The 17,228-nt window shown below is 73.3% G+C and carries 14 protein-coding genes; 11 read left to right on the forward strand and 3 right to left on the reverse strand.

Going from position 1 to position 17,228, the window contains the following annotated elements; translation table 11 throughout:
* Positions 1 to 5: 5 nt before the first annotated feature.
* The gene (locus tag STRCI_RS24770) at positions 6 to 1,355 is read right to left on the reverse strand and encodes an SWIM zinc finger family protein (protein ID WP_269661152.1); all 1,350 of its coding nucleotides are present in this window, start codon (positions 1,353 to 1,355) and stop codon (positions 6 to 8) included.
* A gap of 133 nt (positions 1,356 to 1,488) precedes the next feature.
* Between STRCI_RS24770 and STRCI_RS24775 the strand changes: the two genes are divergently transcribed.
* The 8 genes from STRCI_RS24775 to sucD all read left to right on the forward strand — a co-directional run bounded on the left by STRCI_RS24775 (position 1,489) and on the right by sucD (position 11,033).
* Positions 1,489 to 2,619, forward strand: coding sequence for an ATP-binding protein (locus tag STRCI_RS24775; protein WP_269661153.1), 1,131 nt, complete (start codon positions 1,489 to 1,491; stop codon positions 2,617 to 2,619).
* A gap of 66 nt (positions 2,620 to 2,685) precedes the next feature.
* Positions 2,686 to 5,058 (forward strand): DUF5682 family protein, encoded by a 2,373-nt coding sequence (locus STRCI_RS24780; protein ID WP_269661154.1) that lies wholly within the window; start codon positions 2,686 to 2,688, stop codon positions 5,056 to 5,058.
* Complete coding sequence (locus tag STRCI_RS24785) at positions 5,055 to 5,198, forward strand: hypothetical protein (RefSeq protein ID WP_269661155.1); 144 nt, start codon at positions 5,055 to 5,057, stop codon at positions 5,196 to 5,198. Before STRCI_RS24780 ends, STRCI_RS24785 begins: the two co-directional genes overlap by 4 nt.
* Positions 5,195 to 6,358, forward strand: coding sequence for a VWA domain-containing protein (locus STRCI_RS24790; RefSeq protein ID WP_269661156.1), 1,164 nt, complete (start codon positions 5,195 to 5,197; stop codon positions 6,356 to 6,358). The genes STRCI_RS24785 and STRCI_RS24790 overlap by 4 nt, the downstream gene beginning before the upstream one ends.
* A 191-nt stretch (positions 6,359 to 6,549) precedes the next feature.
* A complete protein-coding gene (locus STRCI_RS24795) occupies positions 6,550 to 7,341 on the forward strand; it encodes a hypothetical protein (RefSeq protein WP_269661157.1) in 792 nt (263 codons plus the stop codon).
* Between the two features lie 123 nt (positions 7,342 to 7,464).
* Positions 7,465 to 8,514, forward strand: coding sequence for a hypothetical protein (locus tag STRCI_RS24800; protein ID WP_269661158.1), 1,050 nt, complete (start codon positions 7,465 to 7,467; stop codon positions 8,512 to 8,514).
* Between the two features lie 428 nt (positions 8,515 to 8,942).
* Positions 8,943 to 10,121, forward strand: coding sequence for an ADP-forming succinate--CoA ligase subunit beta (gene sucC / locus STRCI_RS24805; protein ID WP_269661159.1), 1,179 nt, complete (start codon positions 8,943 to 8,945; stop codon positions 10,119 to 10,121).
* A gap of 27 nt (positions 10,122 to 10,148) precedes the next feature.
* Positions 10,149 to 11,033: a succinate--CoA ligase subunit alpha gene (gene sucD, locus STRCI_RS24810; RefSeq protein WP_269661160.1), complete on the forward strand. Its 885-nt coding sequence runs from the start codon at positions 10,149 to 10,151 to the stop codon at positions 11,031 to 11,033.
* Positions 11,034 to 11,092: 59 nt separating this feature from the next.
* On the opposite strand, the gene STRCI_RS24815 is transcribed toward sucD, so the two are convergent.
* The gene (locus STRCI_RS24815; RefSeq protein WP_269661161.1) at positions 11,093 to 12,208 is read right to left on the reverse strand and encodes a helix-turn-helix domain-containing protein; all 1,116 of its coding nucleotides are present in this window, start codon (positions 12,206 to 12,208) and stop codon (positions 11,093 to 11,095) included.
* A gap of 96 nt (positions 12,209 to 12,304) precedes the next feature.
* Between STRCI_RS24815 and STRCI_RS24820 the strand changes: the two genes are divergently transcribed.
* Positions 12,305 to 13,867, forward strand: coding sequence for a cell division protein PerM (locus tag STRCI_RS24820; RefSeq protein ID WP_269661162.1), 1,563 nt, complete (start codon positions 12,305 to 12,307; stop codon positions 13,865 to 13,867).
* A gap of 54 nt (positions 13,868 to 13,921) precedes the next feature.
* Here STRCI_RS24820 and STRCI_RS24825 read toward each other — a convergent pair whose 3' ends face one another.
* Positions 13,922 to 14,710 (reverse strand): hypothetical protein, encoded by a 789-nt coding sequence (locus STRCI_RS24825; RefSeq protein WP_269661163.1) that lies wholly within the window; start codon positions 14,708 to 14,710, stop codon positions 13,922 to 13,924.
* Between the two features lie 295 nt (positions 14,711 to 15,005).
* Here STRCI_RS24825 and purN point away from each other — a divergent pair, with 295 nt between their 5' ends.
* Together purN and purH are read left to right on the forward strand one after the other, a co-directional pair.
* The gene (purN, locus tag STRCI_RS24830) at positions 15,006 to 15,623 is read left to right on the forward strand and encodes a phosphoribosylglycinamide formyltransferase (protein ID WP_015658357.1); all 618 of its coding nucleotides are present in this window, start codon (positions 15,006 to 15,008) and stop codon (positions 15,621 to 15,623) included.
* Positions 15,620 to 17,182, forward strand: coding sequence for a bifunctional phosphoribosylaminoimidazolecarboxamide formyltransferase/IMP cyclohydrolase (purH, locus tag STRCI_RS24835; protein WP_269661164.1), 1,563 nt, complete (start codon positions 15,620 to 15,622; stop codon positions 17,180 to 17,182). The genes purN and purH overlap by 4 nt, the downstream gene beginning before the upstream one ends.
* Positions 17,183 to 17,228 lie beyond the last annotated feature (46 nt).

Consider the following 17,228-nt stretch of genomic DNA (forward strand, 5'->3'; position numbering starts at 1 on the left):
GGGTGTCAGCACAGCGGCACCGCGTCCCCCGGCCCCTGCGGCCAGGCCGCGAGCGGGGTGAAGCCTCGGTGACCGCACTCGCCGAAGACCTTGACCGGTGCGCCGCCCGAGAGGGCGACCAGCTTCCACAGGCCGGGGCGGGACCGGGCCGTCGGTGTGAGCGGCAGGGCCATGTCCGCGTCGGCGTCCGCCAGCTGCCAGGAATCGCCGTCCGGAGCCGGTATCACTCCCTCCAGCGTCACCGGCACAGAGTCCAGCCACGGATCGTCCCGCAGGGCCTCGCCGTAGCGGGCGGTGGCCTCGGCCGTCGTCACCCCGGGCGGTCGCGTCGACGTCGGTACGGGGGCGGCGAACCGCTCTCCCAGCGCCGCCCGCACCTGTCCTGCGCCCGGATAGGAGGACAACTCGGCGTCCAGGGCCAGCCCGACCGGCAGCGCCGGCTCCGGGGCGCGGCCCGCGGCGCCGTAGGAGAGGAGCAGCGCGGTGCGTGCCGACTCGGTGCCGTGGAGCCAGATCCGGCGGGTGGTCAGGCGGGGGTCCGCCGTGTCGTACTGGGCGAGGACCAGCCAGCGGTCGCGGACCGGCGGGCCCTCGGGTGAGGTGGGCAGACCGAGGCGGGAGCGGACCGTCGCCGCCAAATCCCCGGGCAGCCGCTCGCGGTGCAGCCAGCCCTGGTCGAGGAGATGGAGCAGCGCGCACTCCTCCAGCAGCCGCACCGGCCAGCCCGGCCCGGACGACGGGATCGCCCCCAGCTCCCGCACCCGCGCCGCCAGTCCCGACGCCTGGGCGTCGACCATGCGGGCCGCCGTCTCCTCCCACAGCCCGTACCCCGCCTGCTCCGCGCCGGCCAGTCCTCCGCGCAGCAGATCCGCCAGGCGCTGCTCCAGCTCCGTCGCCCCCGCGGTGACCTTCTCGGCCCGCCGCTCCGCCCGCCGCCGCGCCGCCTCCGGATCAGCCGAACCGGCCGGGGAACCCGAGCCCTCCGCCCGCTTCTCCTGCCGCTCCTTCCGCCCCGCCAGCCACTCCTCCGCCCAGTCCGGCGGCGAACCCGACGGCACTGCCCCGTCCCCGCCCGACCACAGCAACAGCAGCCCGAGCGCGTGCTTGCACGGGAACTTCCGGCTCGGACAACTGCACTTGTACGCCGGACCGGCCCCGTCCGCGAGGTCGACCACCGTCTGATACGGCTTGCTGCCACTGCCCTTGCACAGCCCCCACACCGTCCCCTCGTCCGAACTGCCCGCCTCGGACCACGGACCCGCCGCGCCGAGTTTGCTGCCCGCTTTGCGTGACGCGGCGTCAGGCGCCAGTGCCAGCACCTGCTCCGCGCTCCAGCGCACCCCCTGCTGAGTCATGCCATCGAAGGTAGATCCCCCCACTGACAATCGGCCCGGCGAGCGCGTTCGCGCAGGTCAAGGCCGATTGTCAGTGGCGTGGTGCAGGGTTGGTGACAGATCCGAACCGGCCGAGCTGGAGGGGGACTTCGCCATGACCGCGACCGCAGCACCGACCACCGGGACCACCGGTGAGAACACACCGGCCGAGGCGTTGCGACCGCACGCCGAGGACGCCTTCGCGGCCGAACTGTCCGCGCTCGCCGCGCAGGACGACCGGCCCCGCCCGGCCCGCTGGAAGCTGTCTCCGTGGGCGGTGGCGACCTACCTGCTCGGCGGCACCCTGCCGGACGGCACGGTGATCAGCCCGAAGTACGTGGGACCGCGGCGGATCGTCGAGGTCGCCGTCACCACCCTCGCCACCGACCGGGCCCTGCTCCTGCTCGGCGTGCCCGGCACCGCCAAGACCTGGGTCTCCGAGCATCTGGCCGCGGCCGTCAGCGGTGACTCCACTCTGCTGGTGCAGGGCACCGCCGGCACCCCGGAGGAGGCGATCCGGTACGGCTGGAACTACGCGCAGCTGCTCGCGCACGGACCGAGCCGGGACGCGTTGGTGCCGAGCCCCGTCATGCGGGCCATGGCGGAGGGCATGACGGCCCGGGTCGAGGAGCTGACCCGGATCCCGGCCGACGTCCAGGACACGCTGATCACGATCCTGTCGGAGAAGACCCTGCCGGTCCCGGAGCTGGGCCAGGAGGTGCAGGCCGTGCGCGGCTTCAACCTCATCGCCACCGCCAACGACCGCGACCGCGGGGTCAACGACCTCTCCAGCGCGCTGCGCCGCCGCTTCAACACGGTCGTCCTGCCGTTGCCGGAGAGTGTCGAGGCCGAGGTCGACATCGTCTCCCGGCGCGTCGACCAGATCGGCCGCTCGCTCGACCTGCCGGCCGTGCCCGACGGCGTCGACGAGATCCGCCGGGTGGTCACCGTCTTCCGCGAGCTGCGTGACGGTGTGACCTCCGACGGACGGATCAAGGTGAAGTCGCCGAGCGGCACCCTGTCGACCGCCGAGGCGATCTCCGTCGTCACCAACGGCCTTGCCCTCTCCGCCCACTTCGGGGACGGCGTGCTGCGCCCGGCCGATGTCGCCGCGGGCATCCTCGGTGCCGTCGTCCGGGATCCGGCCGCCGACCGGGTGGTGTGGCAGGAGTACCTGGAGGCGGTGGTCCGCGAGCGTGACGGCTGGACCGACTTCTACCGTGCCTGCCGGGAGGTGAGCGTGTGACCGCGAACCGGGGGAACCGCACGAACGGCGACGACAGCGCGTGGTCCGCGAGGCGAGGGGAACGGCGTGACGACGGAAGCTGACCGCACCGGGCCGCTGCTGCTCGGCGTACGGCATCACGGGCCCGGGTCCGCGCGGGCCGTGCGGGCGGCGCTGGACGCGGCGCGGCCCCGCGCGGTGCTGATCGAGGGGCCGCCCGAGGCGGACGCCCTGATCCCGCTGGCCGCGGACGAGCACATGCGCCCGCCGGTCGCGCTCCTCGCCCACGCCGTGGACGAGCCCGGCCGCTCGGCGTTCTGGCCGCTCGCCGAGTTCTCCCCGGAGTGGGTGGCGATCCGCTGGGCGCTGGAGAACGGGGTGCCGGCCCGCTTCATCGACCTCCCGGCCACGCACACGCTGGCGTGGGAGAAGGAGGAGCCCGCCGAGGAGGCACCTTCCGAGGAGGCGCCTGCCGAGCCAGACCTCGCCGAAGCAGAACCCGCCGACGAAGAGCCGTCCGACGACGTCCGGATCGACCCCCTCGCCGTGCTCGCCGACGCCGCCGGATACGACGACGCCGAGCGCTGGTGGGAGGACGTCGTCGAGCATCGCGGGGTCGGCGCGGAGGACCCGCTCGCGCCGTTCGGCGTGCTGGCGGAGGCGATGGCGGCGCTCCGGGAGGTGTACGGGAGCGGCGGGCATGAGCGGGACCTGGTGCGGGAGGCGTACATGCGGCTCCGGATCAGGGCAGCGCAGAAGGAGTTCGGCGACGCGGTGGCCGTCGTGTGCGGGGCCTGGCACGTGCCCGCGCTGAGCGAGCGGACCACCGTCGCCGCCGACCGGGCCCGGCTGAAGGGCCTGCCCAAGGTCAAGGCGGACATGACCTGGGTGCCCTGGACGTACCGCAGGCTCGCGCGGGCGAGCGGCTACGGCGCGGGCATCGACTCGCCGGGCTGGTACGGGCATCTGTTCAGCGCCCCGGACCGCCCGGTCGAGCGCTGGCTGACCAAGGTGGCGGGGCTGCTGCGGGCCGAGGACCGGATCGTGTCCTCCGCCCATGTCATCGAGGCGGTCCGGCTCGCCGAGACGCTCGCGGTGATGCGCGGCCGCCCCCTGCCCGGCCTGGGTGAGACGACCGACGCGGTACGGGCGGTGATGTGCGACGGCTCGGACGTCCCGCTGGCGCTGGTCCGGGACCGGCTCGTGGTGGGCGATGTGCTCGGCGAGGTGCCGCCGGACGCGCCCGCCGTGCCGTTGCAGCGGGACCTCGACCGGATCCAGCGCCGACTGCGGCTCAAGCCGGAGGCGCTGGAGCGGGAGTTGGAGCTGGACCTGCGCAAGGAGACCGACGCCGCGCGCAGCAGGCTGCTGCACCGGCTGCGGCTGCTGGGCGTGCCGTGGGGCGAGCCGGTCGCCTCACGGGGGAGCACGGGCACCTTCCGGGAGACCTGGCGGCTGCGCTGGGAGCCCGAGCTGTCGGTGCGGATCGCCGAGGCCGGGGTGTGGGGGACGACCGTACTCGCCGCCGCGACCGCCAAGTCCGAGGCGGACGCCGTCTCCGCACCGGCCCTCGCCGAGGTCACCGCGCTCGCCGAGCGGTGTCTGCTGGCCGAACTGCCGGACGCGCTGCCCACGGTGATGCGGGTGCTCGCCGACCGCGCCGCCCTCGACACCGACGTCGGCCATCTCGCCCAGGCCCTGCCGGCCCTGGTCCGCTCCCTGCGGTACGGCGATGTGCGCGGCACCGGCACCGGGGCGCTCGCGGAGGTCGCCGCGGGCCTCGCCGAGCGGATCTTCGTCGGTCTGCCCCCGGCCTGCGCGGGCCTCGACGCGGACGCGGCGGAGGAGATACGGCGTCATGTGGACGCGGTGCACGGCGCGGTGGGCCTGCTCGGCGACGCCCCCGCACCGGGCCACGGCGACCTGCGGGCCCGCTGGCGGACGGTGCTCAGGGTGCTGTCCGGGCGCGACACCGTGCCCGGCGTGATCCGCGGACGGGCCGTACGACTCCTGCTGGACGAAGGGGAGCTGGCGCCGGACGAGGCGGCTCGGCTGATGGGGCTCGTGCTGTCGCCGGGGACACCGCCCGGGGACGCGGCGGCCTGGATCGAGGGCTTCGTCGGCGGCGGCTCGGGCGGCGGAATGCTCCTCGTGCACGACGAGCGTCTGCTCGGCCTGGTCGACACCTGGCTGACCGGAGTACCGGCGGAGGCGTTCACGGACGTACTGCCGCTGCTGCGGCGCACGTTCTCGGCGTACGAGCCGGGGGTGCGCAGGACACTCGGCGAGCTGGTGCGGCGCGGGCCGGGGCAGCGGGGCGGGGTGGCGGCCACGGGGTCCGGCGTACCGGGGTTCGCGGCCGAGCCGGATCAGGAACGGGCGGATGCCGTACTGCCGGTGGTGCGGCTGCTGTTGGGGCTGGAAGCGGACGACGTCGAACTGGTGGGGGTGGCGCGATGAAGACCGACGGGCTGAGCGAGCCGGGGGAGCGGGTGGCGGAGGTCGCGGGGCAGGGCGAGCTGCGGGTTGAGAACCGGCCTGCGACGACCGTTCCGGTGATGCCGCTGTGGGAGGGCCTCGGCGGAGGGGTGCGCGCATGACGACAGGAATGACGGACCCGGCGCAGGAGCGGCTGCGCCGCTGGCGGCTGGTGCTCGGCGGGGACCCGGCCGACGGCACCGGATGCCAACTGGCGGGGCAGGACGCCGCGATGGACGGGGCGCTCGCCGCGCTGTACGGCAAGGGGGACAAACCGCGGACGGGCAAGGACCGTTCGGCGGGGCTCGGGGCGTCGGCGCCGTCCGTGGCGCGCTGGCTCGGCGACATCCGCACCTACTTCCCCTCCTCCGTCGTCCAGGTCATGCAGCGAGACGCCATCGACCGGCTCGGTCTCTCCACGCTGCTGCTGGAACCGGAGATGCTGGAGGCGGTGGAGGCCGACGTGCATCTCGTCGGCACCCTGCTCTCCCTCAACAAGGCGATGCCGGAGACCACCAAGGAGACGGCACGGGCCGTCGTGCGCAAGGTCGTCGAGGACCTGGAGAAGCGGCTCGCCACCCGCACCCGGGCGACCCTCACCGGCGCCCTCGACCGCAGCGCGCGGATCAGCCGGCCGCGCCACCACGACATCGACTGGAACCGCACGATCGCCGCCAACCTCAAGCACTATCTCCCGGAGTACCGGACGATCGTGCCCGAGCGGCTCATCGGCTACGGCCGCGCTTCCCGGTCGGTGAAGAAGGAGGTCGTGCTCTGCATCGACCAGTCGGGGTCGATGGCGGCGTCCGTGGTGTACGCGTCGGTGTTCGGCGCGGTGCTGGCCTCCATGCGGTCGATCGACACCCGGCTGGTGGTCTTCGACACCGCGGTCGTCGACCTCACCGACCAGCTCGACGACCCGGTCGACGTCCTGTTCGGCACGCAACTCGGCGGCGGTACGGACATCAACCGGGCGCTGGCGTACTGCCAAGCGCAGATCACCCGGCCCGCGGAGACGGTGGTCGTGCTGGTCAGCGACCTCTACGAAGGGGGCATCCGCGACGAGATGCTGAAGCGGGTGGCGGCGATGAAGGCGTCCGGTGTGCAGTTCGTGGCCCTGCTCGCGCTCTCCGACGAAGGGGCGCCGGCCTACGACCGGGAGCACGCGGCAGCGCTCGCCGCGCTGGGCGCACCGGCGTTCGCCTGTACGCCGGACCTGTTCCCGGAGGTGATGGCGGCGGCGATCGAGAAGCGGCCGATACCGGTGCCGGACACGGTGTGAGGGCCTCGGCGGACTGGTTTCCCGGTGATTTGTCGACGTACTGACGTCCCGTTGTCTCCCGACTTGGGGCAGCAAAAGGGACATGAGTACCCATCGGTAACAGGGGGCTTGCGCAACCGCGGGAGCCCCGTGCAAGGATCGACGCTCGTTCCGCGAAAGCTTGTTCCGCCGTACCGGAGGACCCGCCCCTCTTGACCTCGCCAGCAGCCCCGCCCGCTGCCGCCCTGCGCCTTCCGCGCACGGTGGCCGGACGGCGTGCGCTGTTTCTGGCGCTGCTGGTGGGCGGGTTGTTCGCGCTCGGCCTCCTCTGGGGGCAGCGGGCGCAGGCGGCGGACGGCGTGCCGACGGGTCCCGTGGGCGAGGTGCGCGCGTCGCTCGGGCGAGTGGTGGAGCAGGTGGGGAACGCGCCCACCCCGCCCCAGCACAGCCCGCTGCCGGTCGCTGACGTGGTCGAAGGGGTGACCGAAGGACTCGACGAGACGCGGGAGAAGCTGCCGCCGCTGTCGTCGCTGCCCACCCTGCCGACGACGCCGGACGCGCCGGGGCTGCCCGCGCTCCCCGAACTGCCCGTGCGGACGCTCCCCGCGCCCGCCACCACGGCACCACAGCCGGAGCCGGAGCCGGGCGCCTCCTCGACGGGCGACCACGCAAGGCGCGCCGAGGCCGCGAAGGGCACGCCGTACGGACCGCGGTCCAGCACGTCGTACGACGTCACCGTGGACCGCGCGGCGGCGCGCCCCCACCACCGTGCCGACTCGGTCACGCCCCCGCCCGCCCCGGTGCCGCACGCGCCGACGGACGGTCCGGGCGGTGCGCTGGACCACCGGGCGACGGTGGACAACGGCACGCCCCGGCACGGCGACGCCCATGCCGTCGCCCTGGACCACCGGGCCCCGCTGCGGCTGGTGCCCGGCGCCGCCGCGCGCGTCGACGCGGACGAGACCCGGGACGAGTACCGGGACATTCCCGTATCCCCTGCCTAGGGCAGGGCTGTCCCGTCCGGAAAGCCCCTTTGGGGCACCGGACGGATGCCGCCGGAGTCGTACGACGACCCGGCGCGGAATGTCCCCCATCCCGTCGCAGTCCCCGAAGGATCTGACGCACGCATGAACAAGAACATCCGCCGTTCCCTCGTCATAGCCGCCGGAGTCTCCGGTGCGTGGGCGCTCGGCTCCACCGCCGCGAACGCCTCCGACCTGCCTGCCTCCACCCTGTCCGTGCCGGACGCCACGACCGACCCGGCCGGTGACATCGCCGAGAGCGTGACCGAGGAGGTCGCTGTCGACGTCAACGTCCCGAGCGCCGAGAAGGCGACGAAGGCCACGCAGGCAGCCCAGGCGACCGCCGCTTCGAAGACCGCCCAGCTCAAGGGCGGCGCCGCCAAGCTCACCGAGGGCGTCAAGGCGGCCCGGGCCACGCAGGCCGCACAGCAGGCGGCAGCTCAGGTCGAGCAGGCGGCAACGACCACCACTCACACCGCAGTCACCGAGGCGAAGACCGTGCCGCAGAGCGCCACCGAAACCGTCGACTACCTCTTCGGCCCCCTCTCCGCCTTCGCCCCCGAACTGGAGCAGGCCCTGGCTGCCGCCCAGGCCCAAGCCCAGGAGACCACCACCGCGGCCACCCCACCCCTCGCCACCTCCGCCCTGGACGGCGCGCTCCCCATCGCCGAGCGAGCCCTGGCCGACGTACCGCCGTACGCCACCGGACTGGCCGGTCAGGTCACCGCGGACGCGCAGGGTGCCGTGCTGCCGCCCGTCGCGCGGACCGCGGTGCACGGCGCCGTCCCCGTCGCCGGGCAGGCCGTGACGGACGCGGGCGCGCTGGCGTACGACGTGACCGGCGACGCGCGGCCGCTCGCGCGGGGACTGGCCGGTGAGGTCGATCCCTTCGCACACGGGGTCGTCGGGCAGGTGCCGCCGTTCGCCGAGGCCGTCGCCGAGCCGGTCGTCGGCCTCGTCCAGCCGGTCACTCGGGGCGCCGAGGCCTTGGCGTACGGCGTGAGCGGGGAGGTCGGCCCGTTCGCCGGCGGCGCCGTCGGTCATGTCACCCCCGTCGCCGACGACGTGACCGGCACCCCGCTCGCCCACAATGCCGTCACCGGTGTCCAGGGCGTCGCCGACTCGGTCGCCCCGGGCTACGTGCGCAACCTCTGATTCCGGATTCCGTGGGGCGACCGGAACCCGGACGGCCGAAAGCCGTCGGATCGTCCGGCAGGGACCTCACGGACGGGCCGTGCGGTCCCCATTGGGGTGGGGACCGCCCGGCCGAAGCCCTCGGGGACGCACCGATTCGCGCCCCTTCGGGCTGTTCAAGGGGCCTCACCGGGTCAACCCCAACCCGGTGAGGCCCTTCACCTCAGGCACCCCGTGCCAGTGAGCGCGGCATCATGTGACAGGTATCACCGCTCAGGTGTGACCCCTGATTTAGAAGCCCCCGGCGAGCGGCGATAACCTGCGAGACGGACATGCCGCGCGCTCGGACACCGTGTGCGCCTCCCTTGTGACAGCGGACGTCACGTTGCCCTTCGCGGCACGCCCACGCATCCAACGAACCGCGAGATCACTGATAGGGACGGAAGCGCGTGGACCTGTTCGAGTACCAGGCGAGGGACCTCTTCGCCAAGCACGATGTACCGGTGCTGGCCGGTGAAGTCATCGACACGCCTGAGGCGGCCCGCGCAGCCACTGAGCGTCTCGGTGGCAAGTCCGTCGTCAAGGCCCAGGTGAAGGTCGGCGGCCGTGGCAAGGCCGGTGGCGTGAAGCTCGCCGCCACCGCGGACGAGGCCGTCGCCCGCGCGACGGACATCCTCGGCATGGACATCAAGGGCCACACGGTCCACAAGGTGATGATCGCCGAGACGGCCCCGGAGATCCTGGAGGAGTACTACGTCTCCTTCCTCCTCGACCGTGCCAACCGCACCTTCCTCTCCATCGCCTCCGTCGAGGGCGGCATGGAGATCGAGGAGGTGGCGGCCACCCGTCCGGAGGCCGTCGCCAAGACGCCGATCGACGCGATCGACGGCGTGACCGAGGAGAAGGCCCGCGAGATCGTCGCGGCCGCCAAGTTCCCGGCCGAGGTCGCGGACAAGGTCGTGAACGTCCTCGTCACCCTGTGGGACACCTTCATCAAGTCGGACGCCCTCCTCGTCGAGGTCAACCCGCTCGCGAAGGTCGCCTCCGGTGACGTCATCGCCCTGGACGGCAAGGTGTCGCTCGACGACAACGCCGAGTTCCGTCACGACTGGGACGAGCTGCACGACAAGGCCGCGGCCAACCCGCTCGAGGCCGCCGCCAAGGAGAAGAACCTCAACTACGTCAAGCTCGAAGGCGAGGTCGGCATCATCGGTAACGGTGCCGGTCTGGTCATGTCGACCCTCGACGTCGTCGCGTACGCCGGTGAGAACCACGGCGGCGTGAAGCCGGCCAACTTCCTGGACATCGGCGGTGGCGCCTCCGCCCAGGTCATGGCCAACGGTCTGGAGATCATCCTCGGCGACCCGGACGTCAAGTCCGTCTTCGTCAACGTCTTCGGTGGCATCACCGCCTGTGACGAGGTCGCCAACGGCATCGTCCAGGCCCTGAAGCTCCTGGAGGACCGTGGCGAGAACGTCACCAAGCCGCTGGTCGTCCGGCTCGACGGCAACAACGCCGAGCTCGGCCGGCAGATCCTCACGGACGCCAACCACCCGCTGGTGCAGCGCGTCGACACCATGGACGGCGCGGCCGACAAGGCCGCCGAGCTGGCTCACGCCGCCAAGTAAGCACTCAGGACGAGGACAGAACACACCATGGCTATCTGGCTCAACAAGGACAGCAAGGTCATCGTCCAGGGCATGACCGGCGCCACGGGCATGAAGCACACCAAGCTCATGCTGGGCGACGGCACCAACGTCGTGGGCGGCGTCAACCCGCGCAAGGCGGGTACCACCGTGGACTTCGACGGTACCGAGGTACCGGTCTACGGCACCGTCAAGGAGGCCATCGAGGCCACCGGCGCCAACGTCTCCGTCATCTTCGTGCCGGAGAAGTTCACCAAGGACGCGGTCGTCGAGGCCATCGACGCCGAGATCGCGCTCGCCGTCGTGATCACCGAGGGCATCGCCGTGCACGACTCGGCGGCGTTCTGGGCGTACGCCGGCAAGAAGGGCAACAAGACCCGGATCATCGGCCCGAACTGCCCCGGCATCATCACCCCGGGCCAGTCGAACGTCGGCATCATCCCGGGCGACATCACCAAGCCGGGCCGCATCGGTCTGGTCTCGAAGTCCGGCACGCTGACGTACCAGATGATGTACGAGCTGCGTGACATCGGCTTCTCGACCGCCGTCGGCATCGGTGGTGACCCGATCATCGGCACCACGCACATCGACGCGCTCGCCGCGTTCGAGGCCGACCCCGACACCGACCTGATCGTGATGATCGGTGAGATCGGTGGCGACGCCGAGGAGCGGGCCGCGGACTTCATCGCGAAGAACGTGACCAAGCCGGTCGTCGGCTACGTCGCGGGCTTCACCGCGCCCGAGGGCAAGACCATGGGCCACGCCGGCGCCATCGTGTCCGGCTCCTCCGGCACGGCCCAGGCGAAGAAGGAGGCCCTGGAGGCCGCGGGCGTCAAGGTCGGCAAGACCCCGACCGAGACGGCGAAGCTGGCGCGGGAGATTCTCTCCGCCTGAGTTTTCCGCCGCTAGGCCGATGGGCCCGTTCCCCGGGTGGGGGACGGGCCCATCGACGTTCAGCGGTGCTGCGGGACCAGCCGCTCCGGGCCGCTCGCCCCCTCCTCGCGGAGCTTCTTCCTCAGTTTCTGCTCCTTCTCCGACAGGGGGCCCGGGGCCACCCGCGGGGGGACGCCGCGGATCGTGGCGCCCGGGGCCACCGGGGGCTCGTACTGGGTGGGGGCCGTGCGCACGGTGAGGGCCGTCGTGCCGATCAGGGCGACCGTGAAGGCGATGGCGGCGCGGGTCCAGAAGCTGGCCCGGCGCTCGCTGCCGGTGCGTACCGTCGGCGGCTTCGCGGCCCGCAACCGCTCCGCCGAGGCCACCTCGGTCAGGCGGCGGTGCAGCTCTGCCGGGTCCGACAGCTCCGGCAGCCGCGCGGCCACGGTCTCGCGCGCGTGCAGCAGCCGGTTCGCCGCCGCGGGCGTGGTCGCCTCGGTCTCCGCCGCCGTGTCCGGCAGATCGAGCCCGACCCCGTCGTAGAGCACCAGCGTGCGGCGGTACGGCGGCGGCAGGGTGAGGAGTACGTCCATCAGGGCCCGGTCGGAGGCGTCGGCGGGCGGTGGTTCGGGGTGCCGGTAGCGGGGGCGGAACCGGTGCCAGGGGGAGAGCGCGTACTCGTACGCCGTCGCCCGCACCCAGCCCGCCGGATCCCGGTCGACGGCCACCTCCGGCCAGCGCTGCCAGGCGAGTTGAAAGGCCCGCTCCACCGACTCCCGGGCCAGCTCCCGCCGCCCGGTGAGCAGATAGGTCTGCCGGACCAGCGCGGGCGCGCAGAACGCGTACAGCGCGTCAAAGGCCTGAGCGGGCGTCAGCGCGGCGGGGGAGGCCGCGGCCGACGGCTCACGGTGAGGATTCGTTACCTCCGCCACGGGCGCGGGCGGCCACATTCGTACGGGCGTCTCCTCGGCGGGCTCGGTGCCCTCCTGCTGATGTGCGGTCAGCTCGTGCAGGAACCTCGCGTACACCGCCCGCTTCCGGCCGCGCGGAGTCGTACGGCCGGTCTCCCATGAGCGCACCGTCTCCCGCGTCACGCCGACCCGCTCCGCGACCTGAGCCTGCGTCAACGACTGTGCCTCGCGCAGGCGTCGGCATTCCTTGGGCGGGGGGAGTGGGGTGGCAGGGCTCTGCGTCACAGGGCGCCCCTTCGTACGAAAAAGTACATAAACGTATATTGGGTGACACGGCGGAGGTTCGCCTGTTACGACGGGAAAGCGCGTGTCGTTGGGAGCATGGCGGGCGTGATCCAGATGACCGCTCGCCGATCGCCGTTGCCGTCCCTGCTCACCCGGTTGCGCGACCGGTCGCCCGGACTGGCCACGGGCCTCCTGGGCGGCGCGGTGGCCGCGGGTCTCGGGCTCGGGTCGCTCGCCGTACTGGTGATGGTGCTGTGGATCAGTTCGCCGTACCCGGACAGCGGGCCGGGTGGTGCGCTGCATGTGGCCGCGGGCCTGTGGCTGCTGGCGCACGGTGCCGAGCTGGTCCGCACCGACACGCTGTCCGGCATCCCCGCGCCGGTGGGCGTCACCCCGCTGCTCCTGCCGGTGCTGCCGGTGTGGCTGGTGCACCGGGCGGCGCGGGACGCGATGGACGGGGAGGCGGCGTCGGGCCGTACCGCGTGGGCGGGTGTGGTGACCGGTTACCTCTCCGTGGGGACGGCGGCCGCGGTGTACGCGACGGGCGGGACGCTGCGTCCGGACTGGGTGTGGACGGGGGTGTGCGCGCCGCTGGTCGTGATGGGGGCGGCCGGGGCCGGGGTGTGGACGGCGTACGGGCGGCCCCGGGACGCGGTGGACGAGGCGCTGATCCTGCTGCCGGCGGCCGTGCGGCGGCTGTGCGTGGGGGCGGAGGCCCGGGCCCGCCTGGACGCGGCGGCGCGGGCGGCGGGGGCCGGGGTGGCGGTGCTGTTCGGTGGTGGGGCGCTGCTGCTGGCGGTGTCGCTGGTGTGGCACGGGCCCGCGGCGCGGAGCTCGTTCCTGCGTCTGACGGAGGGGCTGTCGGGGCAGTTCGCCGTTCTGCTGCTGTGCGCGGTCCTGATGCCGAACGCGGCGCTGTGGGCGATGGCGTACTCCCTGGGCCCCGGCTTCTCCCTGGGCGCGGGCCACGTCGTGGGCCCCCTGTCCTCGTCCCCCGCCGCGCTCCTGCCCCCCTTTCCGCTGCTGGCCGCGGTGCCGGAGGCGGGGTCCGGGACGCCTTTGAACTGGGCGGTGGGCGCGGTGCCGGTGGCGGCCGGGGTGACGGTGGGGTGGTTCGTGGGCCGGGCGGGCGGCGGTGGCGGTGAAGGGGACGCGCGCGCGTGGTCACGCGGGCGGACCGCCGGGGTGGCCCTGCTGGCCTCGGCGATGTGTGCGGGCGCGCTGGCGGTGCTGGCCGCGGTGGCGGGTGGGCCGCTCGGGGTCGCGGCGCTCGCGAGCTTCGGGCCGGTGTGGTGGCAGGTGGGGGCGGCGGCGCTGCTCTGGGGCGTGGCGGTGGCCGTGCCCACGGCGGTGGGGGTGCGGGTGTGGAGGTGCCGGGGGCGGGACGAGCGGGCGCCGAGGATCGGGAAACCGCGGGCGGGGGAGTCCGGGGAGGAGCCGGTGAAGGGGCTGCGGTGGTTTGGGCGGCGCGGGAAGGGCGGGGAGGCCGGGGCGGGCGGGGTGGCGGACGTGGACTTCGAGGGGTACGACTTTCTTCCCGCCGAGCCGGAGCCGGTCCCCTGGCTCGCCGACGATGCGACACGCGAGGCCCGCTGGGCCGCGCTGCGGGAGGCGTCGGGGGAGGCGTCGGGGGAGGCGGATGCTCCGCCGGGCCCTTGAATCCCGCCCCCGCCGCCCCAGCCCGTGCCGTCCCCGGGCTGACATGCGTTCGGGTCAGCTGTTGGTTCCCAGTACGCCCCGCAGCTCCTCCGGCAGGAGGTCGTTGCAGGACTGTTTGGCCTCGTTGGTGAGGGCGTCGTTGGTGCAGGTGTAGTAGTCGCTGTAGACCAGCTTCGCGGTGAAGCCCGCCGCGACCAGGGCGATCGCCAGGGACGCGGTGACCAGGCCGCTCACCGCCGCCGTGGTCTGGGGGCGGCCCGAGCTCGCCGGGGCCGGGGTGTCGGGGTCGGGGGTGCGGGGCTTGGCCCGCAGCGCGCTGATGCCCCAGTACAGGGCGAGCGCGCCGAGCAGCAGAGCCACGTAGGGCCAGCTGAACAGGGCGAAGAAGAAGGCCCACATGCCGCACAGCAGGGCGTACCGCGCGCGTCGCTGGGCCGGGTCCGTCGGGTCCCAGCGCATGCCGCCGCCGGGGCCGCCGCTGCTGCTCGGCCCCTCGGGTCCCGCACCCGGGCGCTGGCCGAAGCCCCCGGAGGAGCGGCCGGGCTGCTGGTCGCTCCACTGGTTGCCCCAGGGGCTGTCGCCGTCGCCCTGGCCACTGCCCTGGCCGTCGCCCTCTCCCGACGCCGGGCGGCGCGGCTGCCACGGGCGGTCCGGGGTGCCCTCCGGCGGCGGTGCGAAGGGGTTGTCGTCCCTCGGCTTGTCGTCCCGCTCGTCGCCGTTGCTCCCGCCCGACGGGGCGTCCGGCGGCGAGGAGGGCCGCTCGCGCAGCAGCACGCCGTGGCGCTCCCCTCCCTGCACCGGCTGCGGGGGGAGCGTGAGGAGTCGCAGGCTGCGGTCCGGCATCAAGTGAGCGTCTTCCCCTAGGTGATTACGGCTGACTATGGCGGGTGGCACCAGGTCCGTCACCCTGTGAACGCGCCGCCCATGAACGGCGTTCCCGACCTGGCCCCTCCCAGACGCTACCTTCCGGCCACGCCCCCGTCCCGTGGGGGCCGTCCGGTGTGCCGGTATCGTTGCTGACGGTCGGCCGCTTCGTAGGCTTCCCCGTATCCGGGGGCCCGACGCATTCGTACGAACGTACAACACGCCGTACGGCTCCGGCCGCCGTACCGACGCACCCCCGAGAAAGGCCCCCGCTGTGGCTGCCAAGCGCCTAGTCGTGCTGGTCTCCGGATCCGGCACCAACCTCCAGGCGCTGCTCGACGCCATCGCCGAGACCGGCACCGAGGGCTACGGCGCCGAGATCGTCGCCGTCGGCGCCGACCGCGACGGCATCGAAGGACTGGCCCGCGCCGAGCGCGCCGGGATCCCGACCTTCGTACGAAAGGTCAAGGAGTACGAGAGCCGGGAGGCGTGGGACGCCGCGCTCGCCGAGGCCGTCGCCGCCCACGAGCCCGACCTCGTCGTCTCCGCCGGGTTCATGAAGATCGTCGGCAAGGAATTCCTCGCGCGCTTCGGCGGGCGGTTCGTCAACACGCACCCCGCCCTGCTGCCCAGTTTTCCCGGCGCCCACGGCGTCCGTGACGCGCTCGCGTACGGCGCCCGGGTCACCGGCTGCACCGTCCACTTCGTCGACGACGGCGTCGACACCGGTCCGATCATCGCCCAGGGCGTGGTCGAGGTCCGGGACGAGGACGACGAGAGCGCTCTGCACGAGCGCATCAAGGAAGTCGAGCGCAGGCTGCTCGTCGAGGTCGTGGGGCGGCTCGCCCGCAACGGCTATCGCATTGAGGGACGAAAGGTAGTTATCCAGTGACCGCCGAGAGCAACAAGCGGCCGATTCGCCGGGCGCTCGTCAGCGTCTACGACAAGACCGGGCTGGAGGAGCTCGCGCGCGGCCTGCACGAGGCGGGCGTGGCCCTCGTCTCCACCGGCTCCACCGCCTCCCGCATCGCCGCCGCCGGCGTCCCCGTCACCAAGGTCGAGGAGCTCACCGGCTTCCCCGAGTGCCTGGACGGCCGCGTCAAGACGCTGCACCCGAGGGTGCACGCGGGCATCCTCGCGGACCTGCGCCTGGAGGACCACCGGCGGCAGCTGGCCGAGCTGGGCGTCGAGCCGTTCGACCTGGTCGTCGTCAACCTCTACCCGTTCCGCGAGACCGTCGCCTCCGGCGCCACCCCCGACGAGTGCGTCGAGCAGATCGACATCGGCGGCCCGTCGATGGTGCGCGCCGCCGCCAAGAACCACCCGTCCGTGGCGGTCGTCACCAGCCCCGAGCGGTACGCCGACGTGCTCGGCGCGGTCAAGGACGGCGGGTTCGACCTGGTCACCCGCAAGCGGCTCGCGGCGGAGGCGTTCCAGCACACGGCGGCGTACGACGTGGCCGTGGCGAGCTGGTTCGCCTCGGAGTACGCGCCCGTCGACGAGTCCCGGTTCCCCGACTTCCTCGGCGCCACGTGGGAGCGGAAGAACACCCTGCGCTACGGCGAGAACCCGCACCAGCCGGCCGCGCTGTACACCTCCGAGTCCGGCGGTCTCGCCGAGGCCGAGCAGCTGCACGGCAAGGAGATGTCGTACAACAACTACACGGACACGGACGCCGCCCGCCGTGCCGCGTACGACCACGACGAGCCGGCCGTCGCGATCATCAAGCACGCCAACCCGTGCGGAATCGCGATCGGCGCGGACGTGGCCGAGGCGCACCGCAAGGCGCACGCCTGTGACCCGCTGTCGGCGTTCGGCGGAGTGATCGCCGTCAACCGTCCGGTGTCCAAGGAGATGGCGGAGCAGGTCGCGGAGATCTTCACCGAGGTCATCGTGGCGCCGGACTACGAGGAGGGGGCCCTGGAGGCCCTCGCCAAGAAGAAGAACATCCGCGTGCTGCGCTGCCCCGAGGCCCCGGCCGCCCCGGTCGAGGTCAAGGCGATCGACGGCGGCGCGCTGCTCCAGGTCACCGACCGCCTCCAGGCCGAGGGCGACGACCCGGCGAACTGGACCCTGGCGACCGGCGACGCGCTGAGCCCCGAGGAGCTGCGCGAGCTGGCCTTCGCCTGGAAGGCGTGCCGCGCGGTGAAGTCCAACGCCATCCTGCTCGCCAAGGACGGCGCCTCGGTCGGCGTCGGCATGGGCCAGGTCAACCGCGTCGACTCCGCGAAGCTGGCGGTGGAGCGGGCGGGCGCCGAGCGGGCGCAGGATGCCTACGCCGCCTCCGACGCCTTCTTCCCCTTCCCCGACGGCCTGGAGATCCTCACCTCCGCCGGCGTCAAGGCCGTCGTCCAGCCCGGTGGCTCGGTCCGCGACGAGCAGGTGGTCGAGGCCGCGAAGAAGGCCGGCGTGACGATGTACTTCACGGGCACGCGCCACTTCTTCCACTGACGCACCGGACGGGTGCCCCCAGGCGGGGGGCACCCGTCGTGCGTTG

It is taken from the genome of Streptomyces cinnabarinus (genome assembly GCF_027270315.1).
GTDB lineage: Bacteria > Actinomycetota > Actinomycetes > Streptomycetales > Streptomycetaceae > Streptomyces > Streptomyces cinnabarinus.